Genomic DNA, 15,958 nt, shown 5'->3' with positions numbered 1-15,958 from the left:
CAGCAAAGCTGCAGTCCGGACGAAATAATGTTAACGGCAATCTTCTTCTTCGTAAAACAATTCCAGGTTTTCCCACCGTTTTTTTAAGGTAAGGGAGGAAATTTGCGTAAGAAAAATTTTACCGTTGGTTAAAACCAACGACTTAAATGGTTCTTCACCAATTTTTTCTACCGGAAGTTTAAACGAAAAATGGCTTAAAAGTCTACCATAATCCTTGGCGGAAAAGGTTTCAATATCGAAAATTCCAATAACCTCTTTTCCCGGTACCACAACATCGCTTCCCAAGTGTAAAAACATCTTATTCCTCCTAAGATACTTTTCCATTTTCGATAAAAACTACCTGATGGTAATTTTTTAAATCAATGGGTTCGGTAGCAGTTATAAATACCTGATCACTGTACTTTAAGAAAAAACCTTCAAGGGCCTCTCTTTTTTCTTTATCAAATTCACTATAAAGGTCATCTAAAAGTACTACCGGTTTTTCTCCCGAAACCTTTGCCATATATACCGCCTGAGAAAGTTTAAATAACAAAAGTGCGCCTTTTTTTTGGCCTTGAGAGCCAAATATTTTTAAATCTCTTCCGTTTACGTAAAAATTTAAATCATCCCGATGGGGTCCAAACAAAGCCTGCTTTTTGTCTTTTTCTTCGGTATATTTTTGCTTTAAAAGCTCAAAAATTTTTTCTTTATCATCTGCCCCGGAGGTTTTATAAGAAGCCTCGATTTTCCCGGGTAAAAACCTTAATTGAGCGTTTAGTTCATTTATTATATCATTTAAAATCTTTAAACACTTTTCCCTTTCCTTGATAATTTCTGCACCAAACTCCGCTAACTTATAATTCCAAGCCTCAATTAAATTATCCACATTCCATACCTGTTTTAAAAGAGCATTTTTATTGGTTAAAACTTTTTGGTAATAAATTAAATTTAAAAGATAAGTTTTACTGGTTTGCGCTAAAAATAAATCTAAAGCTTTTCTTCGATTTGCCGGAAAACCAAAAAAAATCACCGGCTCATCCGGGGTAAATAACACTCCCTTAAGATTTCCCAAAATACTGCTAAAGCTTTTTTGTTTTTGGCCGTTTTTTAAAAAAAACTTACCTTTTACCGAATATTCCACCCCTAAAGTTGTTTTTTGGTCGTTTTTACTGATTTTTGCTCCTATTTGAAAGCTTTCCGCTCCAAAACGGATCAAAGAATTATCTTTTCCGCGAAAAGACTTACCGATTACCAAATAATAAATCGCTTCAATCAAGTTTGTCTTACCCTGACCGTTGGCCCCATAAATTAATATCTTCCCCGGAGAAAAATCTATTAAAAGTTCCTCGTAATTGCGAAAATTTAAAAGCTGGAGTCGGTCGACAAACACGTTACCGCTCCTCTGCTTCCACAATCAATACAGGGCCTCCGGCTATTTCCACCCGGTCACCGGGATATATTTTTTTCTTTCGCCGGGTTTCAACCACGCCATTTACCAAAACCATGCCACTTTTTATCATTTGTTTGGCTTGGCCACCGGTCATGGCGATATTTGCCCATTTTAATAAAGAGTCTAACTCAATATATTCCGTGTGGATGTAAACTTTTTCCATAACACCACCTATGAAGGTCTAACCGGGAGTACCAAACAGAGATAGTTCTCATCGTTAACCGGTTTTACCACTCCTGGATTTAGTGGCCCGGTGAGACTTAAATAAATTTCCTCCGTTTCTAAAACTTTTAAAACATCAATTAAGTACCGCGTATTAAAAGCTACGGTAAACTCTTCCCCCTCTAACGATATCGGTAATTCTTCCCGGATAGAACCGGACTCGGACTGGCTTGTAATAATCATGTTTTCCCTTTCCAAATAAAACTTGGCAACGGGAGTTTTGTCTTTATCCCGCGGAAGTAACGCTGCCCTTTCCAGCGAGTCCAAAAAATATTTTTTATTTACGAGAATGTTAGATTTAAAAGCGGTGGGTATTACCTGTTGATAATTGGGAAACTGTCCTTCAATTAAGCGTGATGTAAGTTTAACACCGTTTCCAGAAAATTCTACCTGCCCTTCGCTTATTTTTATTAACAATTCGTCAACGGTACCAAAGATTCTTACTGCCTCGTGTAAGGTTTTACTGGGAATAATTACATTAATATTTTTGCCGGTGTCTTCTCTTTTAATAAACGTTTTTCTAAAGGCAAGCCGGTGAGTATCACTGGCTACCAACCTAAGTTCCTGACCGACTATTTCAAATAAAACTCCGGTAAATACCGGTCTTGATTCGTCGGTTCCCGTGGCAAACAGAACTTGTTTAATAAAGGTGGAAAATTCTTCCCCGCTTATATAAAAGCTTTCACCATCAATAACTTCTTCGTTTTTAGGAAACTCCTCCGGCCGGTAAGTGGCAACCGATACTTCCGATGCACCGTATTTTATTACACATTTTCCTTCATTTGGCAGGTATTCAAACATTAACTCCGTTTCCGGAAGTTTTTTAATTATATCTCCAAGGAACTTTGAAGCAAGGACCACACTGCCTCCCTCAATTATCTTTGCCGGGAAGGAAGTCTCAACGGACATTTGCAAATCGGTAGCCGTCAGGGTAATGGTACTGTTTTGTTCGTTGGCTTCAAAAAGAATACCGGTTAAAACAGGAAATGGGCTTTTGGTGGAAACTGCTTTTTGCGCTAAAGAGATATTTTCGGAAAGAATGGAAGTTGGGCAGGTAAACTTCATTCCTTATCCTCCTTTTAAAACTGATTGTAAAGTCGTAGTAATAATCAGGTTTGTGGATATTGTGGAAAACTTAAAAAAACATCTTTAAAAATTAAACTATCCACTTGTGAATAAGCTGTTTAAAAACAAAAATTTTATACACAAAATTAAAAAAGAGAAGACGTTTTGGGCTAAAGTTTAAATTTTATGTTAAAAATTATTCATCAGGCTTTGTGGATTTGTTCGGTAAGCTGCCTTATTACGGTTTTTAAGTTTGGATCTGATTGGAGGTCTTGTTGAATTTTTTCGTGCGCATGAATGACGGTGGTGTGGTCACGGCCGCCGAATTCCTCACCGATCTTTGGCAGGGAGGCGTCCGTAAGCTCCCGGCATAAGTACATAGCAACCTGACGGGGAAATGCCACCGACTTGGTTCGTTTTTTGGCTTTTAAGTCGTCTACGGTCAAGCCATAAAAGTTGGCTACCACCTGTTGAATTAAGGGAATAGTTATGGGTTTAACGTGATTTGATGGAAGTAAGTCTTTTAATGCTTTTGCTGCCAAATCGACGGTAATTGGCTCGCCGTGCAGGCCGGCATAGGCCACAACCCGAATTAAGGCTCCTTCTAATTCCCGAATATTAGAAACAATCTCATTGGCGATGAAATTTAAAACCGCATCATCTACATGAAGATTATCCAGCTGGGCTTTTTTTCGAAGAATAGCAATTCTCGTTTCCAAATCCGGAGGTTGAATATCGGTAATAAGACCCCACTCAAACCTTGATCTTAAACGATCCTCTAATGTTGAAAGTTCTTTGGGAGTACGGTCACTGGATATGACGATTTGTTTATTAGCTTCGTATAAAGCGTTGAAGGTATGGAAAAACTCTTCCTGAGTTCGTTCTTTTTTCTCTAAAAACTGTATATCATCTATTAGTAAAACGTCTATGCTCCGATATTTGTTTCTGAATTCTTCGGTTGTGTCATCCTTGATTGAGTTTATCAAATCATTGGTGAACTTTTCGGTGGTGACGTACGCTACTTTCATTTCCGGCTTATTTTTCAAAATGTAATGGCCGATAGCATGCATGAGGTGGGTTTTACCCAGGCCAACGCCACCGTAGATAAAAAGTGGATTATACGCTTCAGCGGGAGACTCGGCTACTGCAAGACAGGCGGCGTGGGCAAAACGGTTGGAGTTACCCACCACAAACGTTTCAAAGGTATACTTGGGATTTAAGGTAAAAAAGATTCCTTCCTCCAGAAATTTGCTTGGTTTTTTGGGTGAATTTTTCTTGCTTTTTGTTTTTCCTTCGCTATCCTCTATTGCCGATTCATTGGGGACGACCAGTTTAAAGTTAATGTCTTCATTGGTAATTAAGTTTAAAATATGTTTAATTAAACTGGCGTAGTGCTCTTCTAACCAATCTTTGGCAAATTTATTGGGAACCTCTACTAAAATGGTGTTTTCTAAGAATCCAAGGGGCCTGATACTTTTAATCCACATGTCCCAGCTTGGTTTGTTGACGTGATTTTTAAGTACTTCCATTACCTGTTCCCAAAGCTCTTCAACCGGATTTTTCAACATCATTACCCTCCCGAAATAAAAACGTCTATAAGGCATTAAAAACCAGGAAGGAAAAAATCCTACCTGGTTGATGTAAACATTATCCTAACAGTTTTTCCACAACTTATTCACAATTTGTGCATATCTTATTACAAAAAGTTATCCACAGGATGATTAATTCATTAAAATAATAGCATAACTAACGATAAACCTGCAATAATTATTTAAAAAGTTATTCACAACCTGAAAAAAGTGTGAAAAAAATTTTGTGGATTTGTGGATAAAACAAGGTTTTTGCTAATTTTTGCTAATAAAAAAAATTTATAAAGAGATTCGTGAAAGCAAAGATTGTGGATAACGAAAAACTCAAGAAAAATTTCTTGACGGGTCTTATCCCATCTTCTATAATTTAGGTGTATCTATAGGGGATATAGGCTTTTTTAGATAGATTAGGAGGTGTGAAAATGAAAAGAACCTACCAACCAAAAAACCGGCGGCGTAAAAGAGTACACGGTTTCTTAAAGCGGATGCGGACCCCAGGCGGGCGAAATGTAATTAAAAGACGGCGGCTTAAAGGTAGAAAAAGACTTACTGCATAAAGGCCCAACGGGCCTTTATTCTGTATAAGCTTCTCGAATTTGGGAAATCCTTTTAAAAGATGTGCTATGAATAAATGCCGGTTTCTTTCTAAAAACGAAGAATACCGTAAAATTTATCAAAATGGCCGTTCCATCGCATCCCGCTACTTTGTTGTTTATTACCTAAAAAATGAGGATGAGAAAAAACTGCCCTCTTTTGGTATTTCGGTAAGTAAAAAAATTGGTAAAGCAGTTGTTCGAAACCGTTTGCGGAGAAGATTAAAAGAAGCTTTAAAAAGACTTTGCTTTGAATTTTTGCCCGGCTATGATTATGTAATTATACCTCGGTTGTCCTTTAAAAATGATGAATTTTCTGTGATTTTAGAACAGCTGTTATATATAATTAAATTAATGAAGCGGTCGATCGATAATGCGTAAAATTATCTTACTTCTTATTCGCTTTTATCAGAAATTTGTATCTCCTATATTAGGCAGAAATTGTCGTTTTTACCCTTCTTGTTCCCAGTATACATATGAAGCTATCGAGCGGTATGGAGTTATCTACGGAAGTTACCTGGGAATTAAAAGAATCCTACGCTGTCATCCTTTTACTCCCGGAGGCTACGATCCGGTACCCGAGAAAAAGCTAAGGAGGTAAAAATGTTTTGCAGCCATTAATTGATGCTATAACCTGGATTTTAAATAACCTTTATTTGTTTACCAAAAGCATAGGAATACCGAGTTATGCCCTGGCTATTATCATGCTTACTATTTTGATAAAAATTATCTTATATCCTTTAAATCATGCTCAGATGAAGTCAATGAAAGTCATGCAGGAACTGCAGCCCAAAATGCAGGAAATTCAAAAAAAATATAAAAATGATCCGCAAAAACAGCAGCAGGCTTTAATGGAACTTTATAAAGAATACGGGGTTAACCCGATGTCCGGTTGTTTACCGATGTTAATTCAATTACCTATTTTAATTGCATTATACCGTGCTCTTTACAATTTTAAGTATTTAAATCCGGCTCATGCTAAATTTTTCTGGATTGCCAATATAAGTCACAAAGACCCATATTTTATTTTGCCGATACTGGCTGCTCTTACCACTTACATCCAGAGTAGAATGACTATGACATCGGGCAATGACCCCAACCAAAAAGTTATGCTTTATGTTATGCCGCTAATGATTGGCTGGATTGCTATGTCGTTGCCGGCGGGATTGGGTATTTACTGGGTGGTATTAAATATCATGGGCATTATTCAGCAGTATTTCGTCAATCAAAGCACCCACAAGATTGTTGAAAGGGGTACCAAAGAAAATGCGGGAGATTGAGGTTACCGGCAAGACTGTTGAGGAAGCGGTAAGTTTGGGTTTAGAGCAGCTCGGGGTAGATCGATCGCTTGTTGAGATTGAAATTTTGGAGCAACCTTCCAAAGGTATTCTGGGTCTTTTTGGACAGAAACCGGCTAAGGTAAAGCTTACTATTAAAAGTAGGGTTATGGAAAAGGCCAGAAAATTTTTGGATGATGTTATTTCGGCCATGGGTGTTAACGTTAGTTACGAAATATTAGAGAGGGACGATCATCTTTTAATTAACCTCTATGGCAGTGATGTTGGTATATTAATTGGGTACCGGGGAGAAACTTTGGATGCGTTGCAATATATAACTAATTTAGCTGCCAATAAAAATGAAATAACTCCCCGGCGGATTATTTTAGATGCCCAGGGTTATCGCGAACGACGGGAAAAAACTTTAATCCGCCTTGCTGAAAAAGTGGCGGAAAAGGTTCGGCAAAAAGGACGTCCTTTTGCTTTAGAACCTATGACCCCGCAGGAGAGACGAATCATCCACACCGCTTTGCAAAATTTTGAAGGGGTTTATACCTACAGTGAAGGCGAAGACCCAAATCGTAAAGTAATAATAGCACCTAAAAGATAGGCAGGTTTAACACCTGCCTTTTTTCATCGATTAAATATTGTTATAATTTTTTAAAAAGCTTTTAGGAGTGAAAGTAATGATGGAAGATACCATCGCTGCCATTTCCACCCCTTTGGGGGAAGGAGGCATTGGAATCGTAAGGGTTAGCGGTCCGGGCGCGATTGAAGCTGTAAAAAATGTTTTTGTACCTCGACAAAGCAAAGATTTGGCTAAAGTTCCAAGCTTTACTCTCCATTATGGAAAAATCGTTGACCCTGCTGACGGCAAAATCGTTGATGAGGTTTTGGTATCGGTTATGCGGGCCCCTAAAAGCTATACCGGTGAAGACGTGGTAGAAATTAACTGTCACGGCGGTATTGTGGCGGTGGAAAAAGTTTTAGAACTTATTTTAAAACAAGGGATACGTTTAGCCGAACCCGGTGAATTTACCAAAAGGGCTTTTTTAAATGGACGTATCGATTTATCCCAGGCCGAAGCGGTTATAGATATTATCCGGGCCAAGACTGAAGCAAGTTTGAAGCTTGCGGGACGACAACTTTCTGGCGAACTTCGGGAAAAAATAAATGCTGTACGGCAAAAAATAATCAACATCTTGGCTTTCGTTGAAGTAAGCATTGACTATCCGGAATACGAATTTGATGAAGTTACTCCCGAAACCGCCCTTAAAAACATCGATGAAATAATAAATGATGTCCGAAGACTTCTTTCCTCCTATGAACGGGGACGGATTTTAAGAGAAGGTATTACCGCCGTTATAGCCGGAAAACCCAATGTGGGTAAATCGTCTTTATTAAATGCTTTATTACGGAAAAAAAGGGCAATAGTTACCGATATACCCGGCACTACCCGGGACGTGATTGAAGATTATTTAAATTTAAAAGGCATTCCGGTTAAAATCGTCGATACCGCGGGTATCCGGGAGACTGAAGATTTAGTGGAAAAACTTGGAGTAGAAAAGACCAGGGAGTATTTAAATCAAGCGGATGTGACGTTATTTGTTGTCGACGTTAGTATGGGGATTGATGAAGATGATGAGAAGATTTTAAGTTTAATAAATAAAGATAAAAGCTTGTTGGTCATCAATAAAATTGACTTGCTGCAGGGTAAGGTAAATTTTGAGCAATATGCAGTAAAAACAGGTATTAAAAATTTCGTTCCTTTTTCAGCCAGGAACTTTGATGGTCTGGAAATTTTGGAAAATAAGCTTTACGAACTTCTCCTTCCCGAGCAGGAAGGAGGCGGTGAGTCCGCCTTAATTTCCAACCATCGCCACAAAAATTACCTGGAAAAAGCTTTAAATTCGTTATTAAGTGCCAAGGAAAGTATAGCTTCTGGCGAGCCGGTAGATCTTGTGGCCATTGATTTAAACGAAGCCTTAAGGGAATTAGGGGCAATTACCGGCGATGCTCTCGGTGATGAGATCATAAACGAAATATTTTCCCAATTTTGTGTTGGAAAGTAGGGGTGTGAAATGGAATATCATGCTGGCGATTATGATGTTATTGTAGTGGGAGCCGGTCATGCTGGGGTGGAAGCGGCACTGGCCTCTGCACGTATGGGACTTAAAACATTGCTTTTAACTTTATCCCTGGATAACGTGGCTTTAATGCCCTGCAATCCTGCCGTTGGTGGTCCCGCAAAAGGTGTGGTGGTTCGGGAAGTGGATGCTTTAGGCGGAGAAATGGGAATTAACACCGACAAAACTTATATTCAAATTCGGATGCTTAATACCGGAAAAGGACCGGCGGTTCGTACTTTGCGGGCGCAAGCGGATAAAAGACGTTACCAGGAGGAAATGAAAAAAACCATTGAACGTCAGGAAAACCTTTACTTAAAACAGGCAGAAACCATCAAAATCTTGGTCGAAGGGGAAAAAGTTCGGGGCGTCCTCACTCGAACCGGGGCTGTTTTTACTTCGCGAGCGGTTGTCGTTACCTCCGGGACTTATTTAAATTCCCGGATTATTATTGGAGATATCCACTATCCTTCCGGACCGGCGGGATTTCCTTACGCAAGTCTCCTGTCAAAGAGTCTCGCCGACTTAGGATTTAAACTTGGGCGTTTTAAAACCGGAACTCCTGCCCGGGTTGATAAAAGAACCGTTGATTTTTCAAAAATGATTGAACAACCGGGAGATGACCGGCCTCTTTATTTTTCTTATATGAGCGAAGGAATAAAGCGGCCCAATGTATCCTGCTGGCTTACCTACACCAATTTAGAAACTCATACGATTATCTTAGAAAATTTGCACCGGTCCCCTCTTTATTCGGGGGAAATTAAAGGAGTTGGCCCCCGGTATTGTCCTTCAATTGAAGATAAGGTTGTACGTTTTTCCGATAAACCAAGACATCAGGTGTTTTTAGAGCCGGAAGGCCTTGATACCTATGAAATGTATGTCCAGGGCATGTCTACAAGCCTCCCCGAAGACTTGCAGATAAAAATGCTGAGAACCCTTCCCGGCCTTGAACGGGTGGAAATAATGCGCCCTGCTTATGCGATCGAGTATGACTATATTGATCCGACTCAGTTAAAGCTAACCTTAGAAGCAAAACACATTCAGGGACTTTTCTTTGCCGGGCAAATTAACGGGACTTCTGGTTACGAAGAAGCAGCCGGTCAGGGGATAATCGCCGGAATTAATGCTGCTTTATACGTTAAAGAAAAAGAACCGTTTATTTTAAAAAGATCTGAAGCTTACATCGGGGTCATGATTGATGATCTTGTAACCAAGGGTGTTACCGATCCCTACCGGCTTTTAACTTCCCGGGCGGAATATCGGCTACTTTTGCGCCATGATAATGCTGATCTCCGCCTCACCGAAAAAGGTTATAAAATTGGCCTTGTTACCGAAGAGCGGTGGCGAAAGTTCAACGAGCGGGTCGAGAAAATCAATAAATTGATGGAGTTTTTGGAAGAGAACCAGGTAACTCCTACAAAAAGAAATCTTGAAATCATGGAGGAATACGGTACCTCTCCGCCCAAACACGGGATTTCCGGTAAAGAGTTTTTGAGGCGTCCGGAAATTAACATAGAAGCAATCGAAAAAATTTTTGCCATCGAAGGGCAGTTTCCCGATGATGTAAAGGAACAGGTAGAAATCTTAGTAAAATATGAAGGTTACATCGAAAAACAACTGAAGGAAATCGAGCGCTTTAATAAATACGAAGGTAAAAAATTACCTCCCGATTTTGATTACAGCAAGGTAAAAGGTTTATCTGCGGAGGCGGTCCAAAAACTTAATGCTATAAAACCGGAAAATATTGGGCAGGCTTCGCGGGTTTCCGGGGTAACTCCTGCCGATATTTCGGTGCTATTAATTTATTTAGAGAGTAGAAAAAGTGAGGATAGCAATGGAAGCGAGGCTTAAAACTTTTTTTGCCGAGTTTGGACTGTCAATTGAAAGGGAAAAAATCCAGCTCTTCGAGCGGTATTATCGCTTATTGATATCTGAAAATGAAAAATACAACTTAACAGCGGTAACCGGTGAAGATGAGGTTATTGTAAAGCATTTTCTTGATAGTACTGCTGTTCTACTTTACCGTGATCTAACGGATTTAAACGCGGTGGATATTGGAACCGGTGCCGGTTTTCCCGGAATTCCCTTAAAAATTATGGTTCCGGGTTTAAAACTACTGCTTTTGGATTCTTTAAAAAAACGGTGTCAGTTCCTTGAAAGGGTTGTGCGGGAATTAAACTTTAAGAACGTAACGGTTGTAAACGAGCGCGCGGAAAACATTGGACGGCAAAAACCGTATCGGGAAATTTTTGATGTAACCTTTTCCCGGGCTGTTGCTGAGGTTAGAGTCTTACTGGAATTTCATGCTCCCCTTTTACGCCTGGGGGGAGAAACTATACTGTTCAAAGGTCCCGGGGTCGATGATGAATTAAAAAAGGCAGAAAAGGCAGCAAAACAACTGGGCATGGAGTTAAAAGATGTATATTACTACCGCCTTCCGGGTAACTTTGGAGAGCGCTCCCTGGTGGTTTATAAAAAATTGCAAACTACTCCGGAAAATTATCCCCGGCGTCCGGGTATTCCGGAAAAGAGACCTTTATAATTCTAAATGTTTCACGTGAAACTTCCGATTGGTCTCAAGATGTAAACGAAACCGTATTTTTTAAGAAAAATTTAATGTTTCACGTGAAACATCAAGAAACATTCCCAAAATTATGTTAAAATATGTTTAGTTAAGTTTTACAGCGGGAGGATAATATGGGAAAGATTATTGCCGTTGCCAACCAAAAAGGTGGCGTTGCTAAAACTACTACAGCAATAAATTTAGGGGCAGCCCTGGCATTAGCAGGGAAAAAAGTCCTTCTGGTGGATACCGACCCCCAGGCAAACATGACCAGTGGTCTGGGTTTTCCCAAGGAAGGATTGCCGGTAACAATTTATGACATGCTGGTGGATGGCTTTAAGGAAGAAGGGGTATTAGAAACGGAAATTTCCGGGCTATATCTTATTCCGTCTACGGTGGAATTGGCCGGTGCTGAAATTGAACTGGTTATGCTTGAAGAAAGGGAGCTTCGCCTAAAAAAAGTGTTGCATCCCTTAAAAGATAAATACGATTACATTTTAATTGATAGCCCGCCATCTTTAGGCCTTATTACCTTAAACGGTCTGGCAGCGGCAGATACCATCCTCATTCCTATTCAGTGCGAGTATTATGCTTTAGAGGGAGTAACCCAGTTAATAAATACAATTGACCTCGTAAAAAAACGGTTAAACCCTGATTTAAAAATTGAAGGGGTATTACTTACAATGTTTGACGGTCGGACCAACCTGTCGATTCAGGTAGTAGAAGAGGTAAAGGGATTTTTCAAGGGTTTGGTTTACGGTACGGTAATCCCGCGCAATGTCCGTTTATCGGAGGCGCCGAGCTACGGCAAGCCCATTTTCTTATATGATCCAAAGTGCCGCGGAGCGGAAGTATATCATGAACTTGCCAAGGAAGTGATGGAAAGAAATGAAAAATAAAAAAGGTTTGGGCCGGGGGTTAAATGCATTGATTCCCGAGGGAAAAATAAATTTAGAGCGGGAAAATGGTCTTGTGGAAATTAATGTTGAAAAAATAGTACCCAATCCCAAGCAGCCCCGCACGATTTTTAGCGAGGAAGCGTTAAAGGAGCTGGCCGAGTCAATTCAAAAGCACGGGGTTTTACAGCCAATCGTTGTCCGAAAAATCGCCGAAGATAAATATGAATTGGTGGCGGGGGAACGTCGCTGGCGGGCAGCGCAGTTAGCCGGCTTAAAACAAATTCCAGCGGTGGTAAAAGATTTTAGCGATGAAGAAGCAACGGTGGTTGCCCTGATGGAAAATCTCCAAAGGGAAGATTTAAATCCTCTGGAACAGGCCAGAGCATTAAAGCGTCTTATCGAGGAGTTTGGTTTAACCCAGGAAGAGGTCGCTGAAAACCTGGCTAAATCCCGCACGTACGTTACGAATCTTTTGCGCCTGTTAAATCTCCCCCCGGTAATTCAGGAAATGGTGGAGAAAGGGGAATTGACATACGGCCATGCCCGCACGTTATTGGCTTTAGACGATCCCCTTAAAATGAGTGAAGTTGCCCGGAAAATTATCAAGGAGGGACTTTCGGTACGGGCAACGGAAGAATTGGTGAAAAAAATAAAAAATAGTCCTGAGGTAAAAGTAAGAACCAAACGACAGGTAGCTCCTGAAATCCAGGAAATTGAGGACAAATTGCGAGCCTTTTTTGCAACCAAGGTTGAAATAAAAAGTACAGCTAAAGGGCGGGGAAAAATCACCATAGAATACTATTCGCCGGAGGAGTTGCAGCGGATTCTTGATTTATTGTATATCGAATAAACTCCAGTAAGTTAAAAGAGGTGGAAGAAGTGCCCACGATTTATTTTGACAACAGTGCCACAACCTACCCCAAACCCCCGGAAGTACTGGAAGCAATGATTTATTTTGCCGAAAAAGTAGGGGCAAATCCCGGAAGAGGAAGTCACCAAAGGGCTTTAAAAGCCTCCCAAATAATCCTCGAAGCCCGAGAAGCGGTAAAAAAACTAATCAATGGAGTTTCGGCGGACCGGGTAATTTTTACCGCCAATGCTACGGAAAGCTTAAACCTAGCCTTAAAAGGCCTTCTTCAAGCGGGAGATCATGTCATAGCGTCGCCCTTTGAGCATAATGCGGTTCAGCGACCTTTAAACCGCTTACGCCGGGAAGGCGTTGAGGTGAGTTACTTATCATCGTCACCTGCAGGAGAAATCGACCCGGACGAAATAAAAAAGCTTTTAAAGCCCAATACCCGGGCTGTGGTCGTAACCCATGCCTCAAATGTTTTGGGGTGCATCACACCGGTGGCGGAAGTGGGAAAGATCTGCAGGGAAGCGGGAGTTGCGTTAATTGTGGATGCGGCGCAATCCCTGGGTACGATTCCGGTGGATGTCCAGAGCTATAACATTTCCCTGCTGGCTTTTACCGGTCATAAAGGATTATACGGTCCTCAGGGGACCGGCGGGCTTTACATTGCTCCGGAATGGGAAAAAGTTTTAAAAACCTTGAAGGAAGGCGGAACCGGCGGGCATTCGGAGGAAGAGCTACCGCCGGAAATTTTGCCTGATAAATACGAAAGTGGTACCCTCAATACGATTGGTATTGCAGGACTAAAAGCCGGGGTGGAGTTTGTTTTAAAGATAGGTGTGGAGAAAATTTTTCAACATGAAAAGAAACTTACCCGGAAACTTTATCAGGGGTTAAAGGAGCTGGGAGCGGAAATTTTGGGTCCGGATCCGGAAAACGACCGGGCACCGCTTGTATCTTTTAATTTTCCCGGGGCCGATGCGGCAACGGTAAGCTTTATGTTAGATAAGCTTTACGATATAGCTACCCGGCCCGGACTTCATTGTGCTCCAAAAGCCCATGAAGTTGCCGGCACTTTAGACCGGGGGGCAGTGCGGGCAAGCTTTTCGTATTTTAATACCGAAGAAGAAGTAGAGGAATTTTTAGAGGCAATAAAGGAGATAAAAGATGAATTATAAATTGAGCCAAATTTTTTGGCTCTTTTTTTTATTTGCCCCTTAATTTAATGCACAGAAAATCGAAAACGGGATACTTATAAGTTTTACTTATAAAATTCATTGTTACTTAATATTTCTGCTGGCGCCATTAATATGATATTCTAATGGCTGTAAACTCAATTCCCCGGGGAAAAATTTTAAGAGGGGGTAGCGTATGTCTCAGGAAGCCATAGTATTGACAAATAAAAAAAATAAATCTTTTAATATGGTACGTGGCTTAACATTAACCCTAACTTTAACCCTACTGGCCCGGCAGTTAAGCAGCCTTCCCCTTTTTTCCGTTATGGGAACCATGGTAATCGCCATCCTTTTAGGCATTTCCTGGCGTGCCGTGTTGGGGGTGCCCCGAATAGCCAACGAAGGTATCGATTTTGCGGCCAAAAAGTTGTTAAGACTTGGTGTGATTCTAATGGGCATCCGCCTGGATTTCAATATGATAATTGCCTCCGGACCTCGAATTATTTTAATTGATGCATTGGTCATAGTTTTTACGATTACCCTGTTCTGGTGGCTTGGTAAACGTTTTTCCCTTACCAAACGCTTGACCGCTCTTCTCGGGGTAGGTACCGCTGTATGCGGGGCAGCGGCTATTGCTGCGGTAGCGCCCCTGGTGCATGCCGATGATAATGAGACAGCTATATCGGTAGGTATTGTTGCTTTGCTTGGTACCCTGGGTGCCTTGGTTTATACCCTGCTCCAACCCTTTTTACCCTTAAGCCCCTATGCGTACGGGGTGCTTACCGGTTCCACCTTGCATGAAGTAGCTCATGTGGTAGCGGCTTCTATGGCGGGAGGAAAGGAAAGTTCCGAAATTGCAATCCTGGTAAAATTAGGTCGGGTAGCACTGCTAATTCCCGTGGCCATGGTTATGGGTTATCTTTTTAACAAAAAACACCGAGGCTCTACACAGCAACATTCCAGGCAATTACCCATTCCCTGGTTTGTCTTCGGTTTCTTCGGTTTTAGTTTGGTAAATACCTTTAACCTCCTGACACCTGCGATGGAACAGTTTATCCTGCAGGTAAGCATTTTTCTCCTGACGATGGCTATGGCTGGACTTGGCCTGCACGTGAGGCTACAAACTTTCAGGCGGGTAGGGGGTGGCTCGCTGCTGGTAGGTGTGATCGGATCTCTGGCATTAGCCCTGTTTGGCTGGGGATTGCTGATATTATTTTCAATTACTTAAGCCTTAAAAAATAATGCAAAAAGGAGGTTCCTTTTTGAACCGAAATCAGCTGGAAATTTTCCGGGTGGTGGCGGAAAAGAAAAGTTTTTCTGAAGCTGCTCGCCTACTGCATATTTCTCAGCCTGCCATTAGTATGCATATCCAAGCTTTAGAAGAATATTATGGGACAAAGCTTCTTGACAGGACCACTAAGCGGGTTACCCTCACCCCGGCAGGAGAAATTCTCTATAAGTACACCCTGCACCTGTTATCCCTAATGGACAAAGCTCAACGGGATATTAGCCAGGCAGCTGGTATCATTAAAGGCAAGCTGGTTTTGGGGGCGAGTTTAACCATCGGGGGTCATGTTTTACCCCCGCTGCTTAGCTCCTTTTACCGAAAATACCCGGATGTAAATATTACCATGGAAATAATGAATACCGAAAAGGTGCTGGAACGGGTAAGCGATCTTACCTTAGATCTGGGTTTTGTAGAGGGAGAGGTAACCGCCGGAGAACTTCACGTGGAAGCCTTAGCCCGGGATGAACTGGTAGTCGTGGTAGCGGCCAACCATCCTCTTGCCGGACGCGGGCGGATTTCCTGGGAGGAATTAGCAGCATTACCTCTGGTAATGCGGGAACCCGGTTCCGGTACCCGGAAGGTAATAGAAGAGCGACTGCAGGCAGCTGGTTTTAAACTGCCGGAACTAAAAATAGTAATGGAACTGGGCAGCACCGAGGCAATAAAGGGAGCAGTCGAAGCGGGATTAGGAGCGGCTATCCTTTCAAAGTGGACGGTAAGGCGGGAGATTAAGTGGGGGATATTTAAGCAGCTGATTATAGAAAATTTACCGATTTACCGTGAATTTTATGTAGTTTTAAACAATAATAAGTTTCACTCGCCGGCTACCCAGGCCCTGATTCAATTCTGCCGGGAGCATCTATCGTAAGTTTAAAGCTA

Annotated in this window: 18 protein-coding genes; 13 read left to right on the top strand and 5 right to left on the bottom strand. The window is 41.4% G+C overall.

Going from position 1 to position 15,958, the window contains the following annotated elements; genetic code table 11:
- Positions 1 to 30: 30 nt before the first annotated feature.
- The 5 genes from remB to dnaA all read right to left on the bottom strand — a co-directional run bounded on the left by remB (position 31) and on the right by dnaA (position 4,281).
- Positions 31 to 297, bottom strand: a complete 267-nt coding sequence (gene remB / locus CARFE_RS0104270) for an extracellular matrix regulator RemB (protein WP_028051868.1) — start codon at positions 295 to 297, stop codon at positions 31 to 33.
- Between the two features lie 10 nt (positions 298 to 307).
- Positions 308 to 1,369: a DNA replication/repair protein RecF gene (gene recF / locus CARFE_RS0104265; RefSeq protein WP_028051867.1), complete on the bottom strand. Its 1,062-nt coding sequence runs from the start codon at positions 1,367 to 1,369 to the stop codon at positions 308 to 310.
- A 1-nt stretch (position 1,370) separates the two neighbouring features.
- On the bottom strand, positions 1,371 to 1,592 hold the full coding sequence (gene yaaA / locus CARFE_RS0104260) for a S4 domain-containing protein YaaA (RefSeq protein ID WP_011345561.1): 222 nt from the start codon (positions 1,590 to 1,592) through the stop codon (positions 1,371 to 1,373).
- A gap of 8 nt (positions 1,593 to 1,600) precedes the next feature.
- Positions 1,601 to 2,716: a DNA polymerase III subunit beta gene (dnaN, locus tag CARFE_RS0104255; protein WP_028051866.1), complete on the bottom strand. Its 1,116-nt coding sequence runs from the start codon at positions 2,714 to 2,716 to the stop codon at positions 1,601 to 1,603.
- 203 nt (positions 2,717 to 2,919) lie between these two features.
- Positions 2,920 to 4,281, bottom strand: a complete 1,362-nt coding sequence (gene dnaA / locus CARFE_RS0104250; protein WP_028051865.1) for a chromosomal replication initiator protein DnaA — start codon at positions 4,279 to 4,281, stop codon at positions 2,920 to 2,922.
- A 446-nt stretch (positions 4,282 to 4,727) separates the two neighbouring features.
- Between dnaA and rpmH the strand changes: the two genes are divergently transcribed.
- From rpmH to CARFE_RS0104190, 13 genes are all read left to right on the top strand, one after another.
- On the top strand, positions 4,728 to 4,862 hold the full coding sequence (gene rpmH, locus CARFE_RS0104245; protein ID WP_011342949.1) for a 50S ribosomal protein L34: 135 nt from the start codon (positions 4,728 to 4,730) through the stop codon (positions 4,860 to 4,862).
- A 66-nt stretch (positions 4,863 to 4,928) separates the two neighbouring features.
- A complete protein-coding gene (gene rnpA, locus CARFE_RS0104240; protein WP_028051864.1) occupies positions 4,929 to 5,279 on the top strand; it encodes a ribonuclease P protein component in 351 nt (116 codons plus the stop codon).
- Positions 5,272 to 5,499, top strand: a complete 228-nt coding sequence (yidD, locus tag CARFE_RS15885; RefSeq protein ID WP_084138759.1) for a membrane protein insertion efficiency factor YidD — start codon at positions 5,272 to 5,274, stop codon at positions 5,497 to 5,499. Before rnpA ends, yidD begins: the two co-directional genes overlap by 8 nt.
- Before the next feature lie 7 nt (positions 5,500 to 5,506).
- Complete coding sequence (locus CARFE_RS0104235) at positions 5,507 to 6,178, top strand: YidC/Oxa1 family membrane protein insertase (RefSeq protein WP_011342952.1); 672 nt, start codon at positions 5,507 to 5,509, stop codon at positions 6,176 to 6,178.
- Positions 6,165 to 6,785: an RNA-binding cell elongation regulator Jag/EloR gene (jag, locus tag CARFE_RS0104230; protein WP_028051863.1), complete on the top strand. Its 621-nt coding sequence runs from the start codon at positions 6,165 to 6,167 to the stop codon at positions 6,783 to 6,785. Before CARFE_RS0104235 ends, jag begins: the two co-directional genes overlap by 14 nt.
- 76 nt (positions 6,786 to 6,861) lie before the next feature.
- Positions 6,862 to 8,247 carry a tRNA uridine-5-carboxymethylaminomethyl(34) synthesis GTPase MnmE gene (mnmE, locus tag CARFE_RS0104225; RefSeq protein ID WP_028051862.1) on the top strand — a complete coding sequence of 462 codons (1,386 nt, stop codon included), beginning with the start codon at positions 6,862 to 6,864 and terminating at the stop codon, positions 8,245 to 8,247.
- A gap of 9 nt (positions 8,248 to 8,256) precedes the next feature.
- The gene (gene mnmG, locus CARFE_RS0104220; protein ID WP_028051861.1) at positions 8,257 to 10,152 is read left to right on the top strand and encodes a tRNA uridine-5-carboxymethylaminomethyl(34) synthesis enzyme MnmG; all 1,896 of its coding nucleotides are present in this window, start codon (positions 8,257 to 8,259) and stop codon (positions 10,150 to 10,152) included.
- Positions 10,136 to 10,843 carry a 16S rRNA (guanine(527)-N(7))-methyltransferase RsmG gene (gene rsmG / locus CARFE_RS0104215; RefSeq protein WP_028051860.1) on the top strand — a complete coding sequence of 236 codons (708 nt, stop codon included), beginning with the start codon at positions 10,136 to 10,138 and terminating at the stop codon, positions 10,841 to 10,843. Before mnmG ends, rsmG begins: the two co-directional genes overlap by 17 nt.
- A 155-nt stretch (positions 10,844 to 10,998) precedes the next feature.
- Positions 10,999 to 11,763: a ParA family protein gene (locus CARFE_RS0104210; RefSeq protein WP_028051859.1), complete on the top strand. Its 765-nt coding sequence runs from the start codon at positions 10,999 to 11,001 to the stop codon at positions 11,761 to 11,763.
- Positions 11,753 to 12,613: a ParB/RepB/Spo0J family partition protein gene (locus CARFE_RS0104205; protein WP_028051858.1), complete on the top strand. Its 861-nt coding sequence runs from the start codon at positions 11,753 to 11,755 to the stop codon at positions 12,611 to 12,613. The genes CARFE_RS0104210 and CARFE_RS0104205 overlap by 11 nt, the downstream gene beginning before the upstream one ends.
- A 29-nt stretch (positions 12,614 to 12,642) precedes the next feature.
- Positions 12,643 to 13,794, top strand: a complete 1,152-nt coding sequence (locus tag CARFE_RS0104200) for an aminotransferase class V-fold PLP-dependent enzyme (RefSeq protein ID WP_011342959.1) — start codon at positions 12,643 to 12,645, stop codon at positions 13,792 to 13,794.
- Positions 13,795 to 13,987: 193 nt separating this feature from the next.
- Positions 13,988 to 15,019 carry a YeiH family protein gene (locus CARFE_RS0104195; protein ID WP_028051857.1) on the top strand — a complete coding sequence of 344 codons (1,032 nt, stop codon included), beginning with the start codon at positions 13,988 to 13,990 and terminating at the stop codon, positions 15,017 to 15,019.
- Positions 15,020 to 15,053: 34 nt separating this feature from the next.
- Positions 15,054 to 15,947 carry a selenium metabolism-associated LysR family transcriptional regulator gene (locus CARFE_RS0104190; RefSeq protein WP_028051856.1) on the top strand — a complete coding sequence of 298 codons (894 nt, stop codon included), beginning with the start codon at positions 15,054 to 15,056 and terminating at the stop codon, positions 15,945 to 15,947.
- Positions 15,948 to 15,958 lie beyond the last annotated feature (11 nt).

This window comes from Carboxydothermus ferrireducens DSM 11255, assembly GCF_000427565.1.
GTDB lineage: Bacteria > Bacillota > Z-2901 > Carboxydothermales > Carboxydothermaceae > Carboxydothermus > Carboxydothermus hydrogenoformans.
This window is presented reverse-complemented; position numbering and strand designations above follow the sequence as displayed.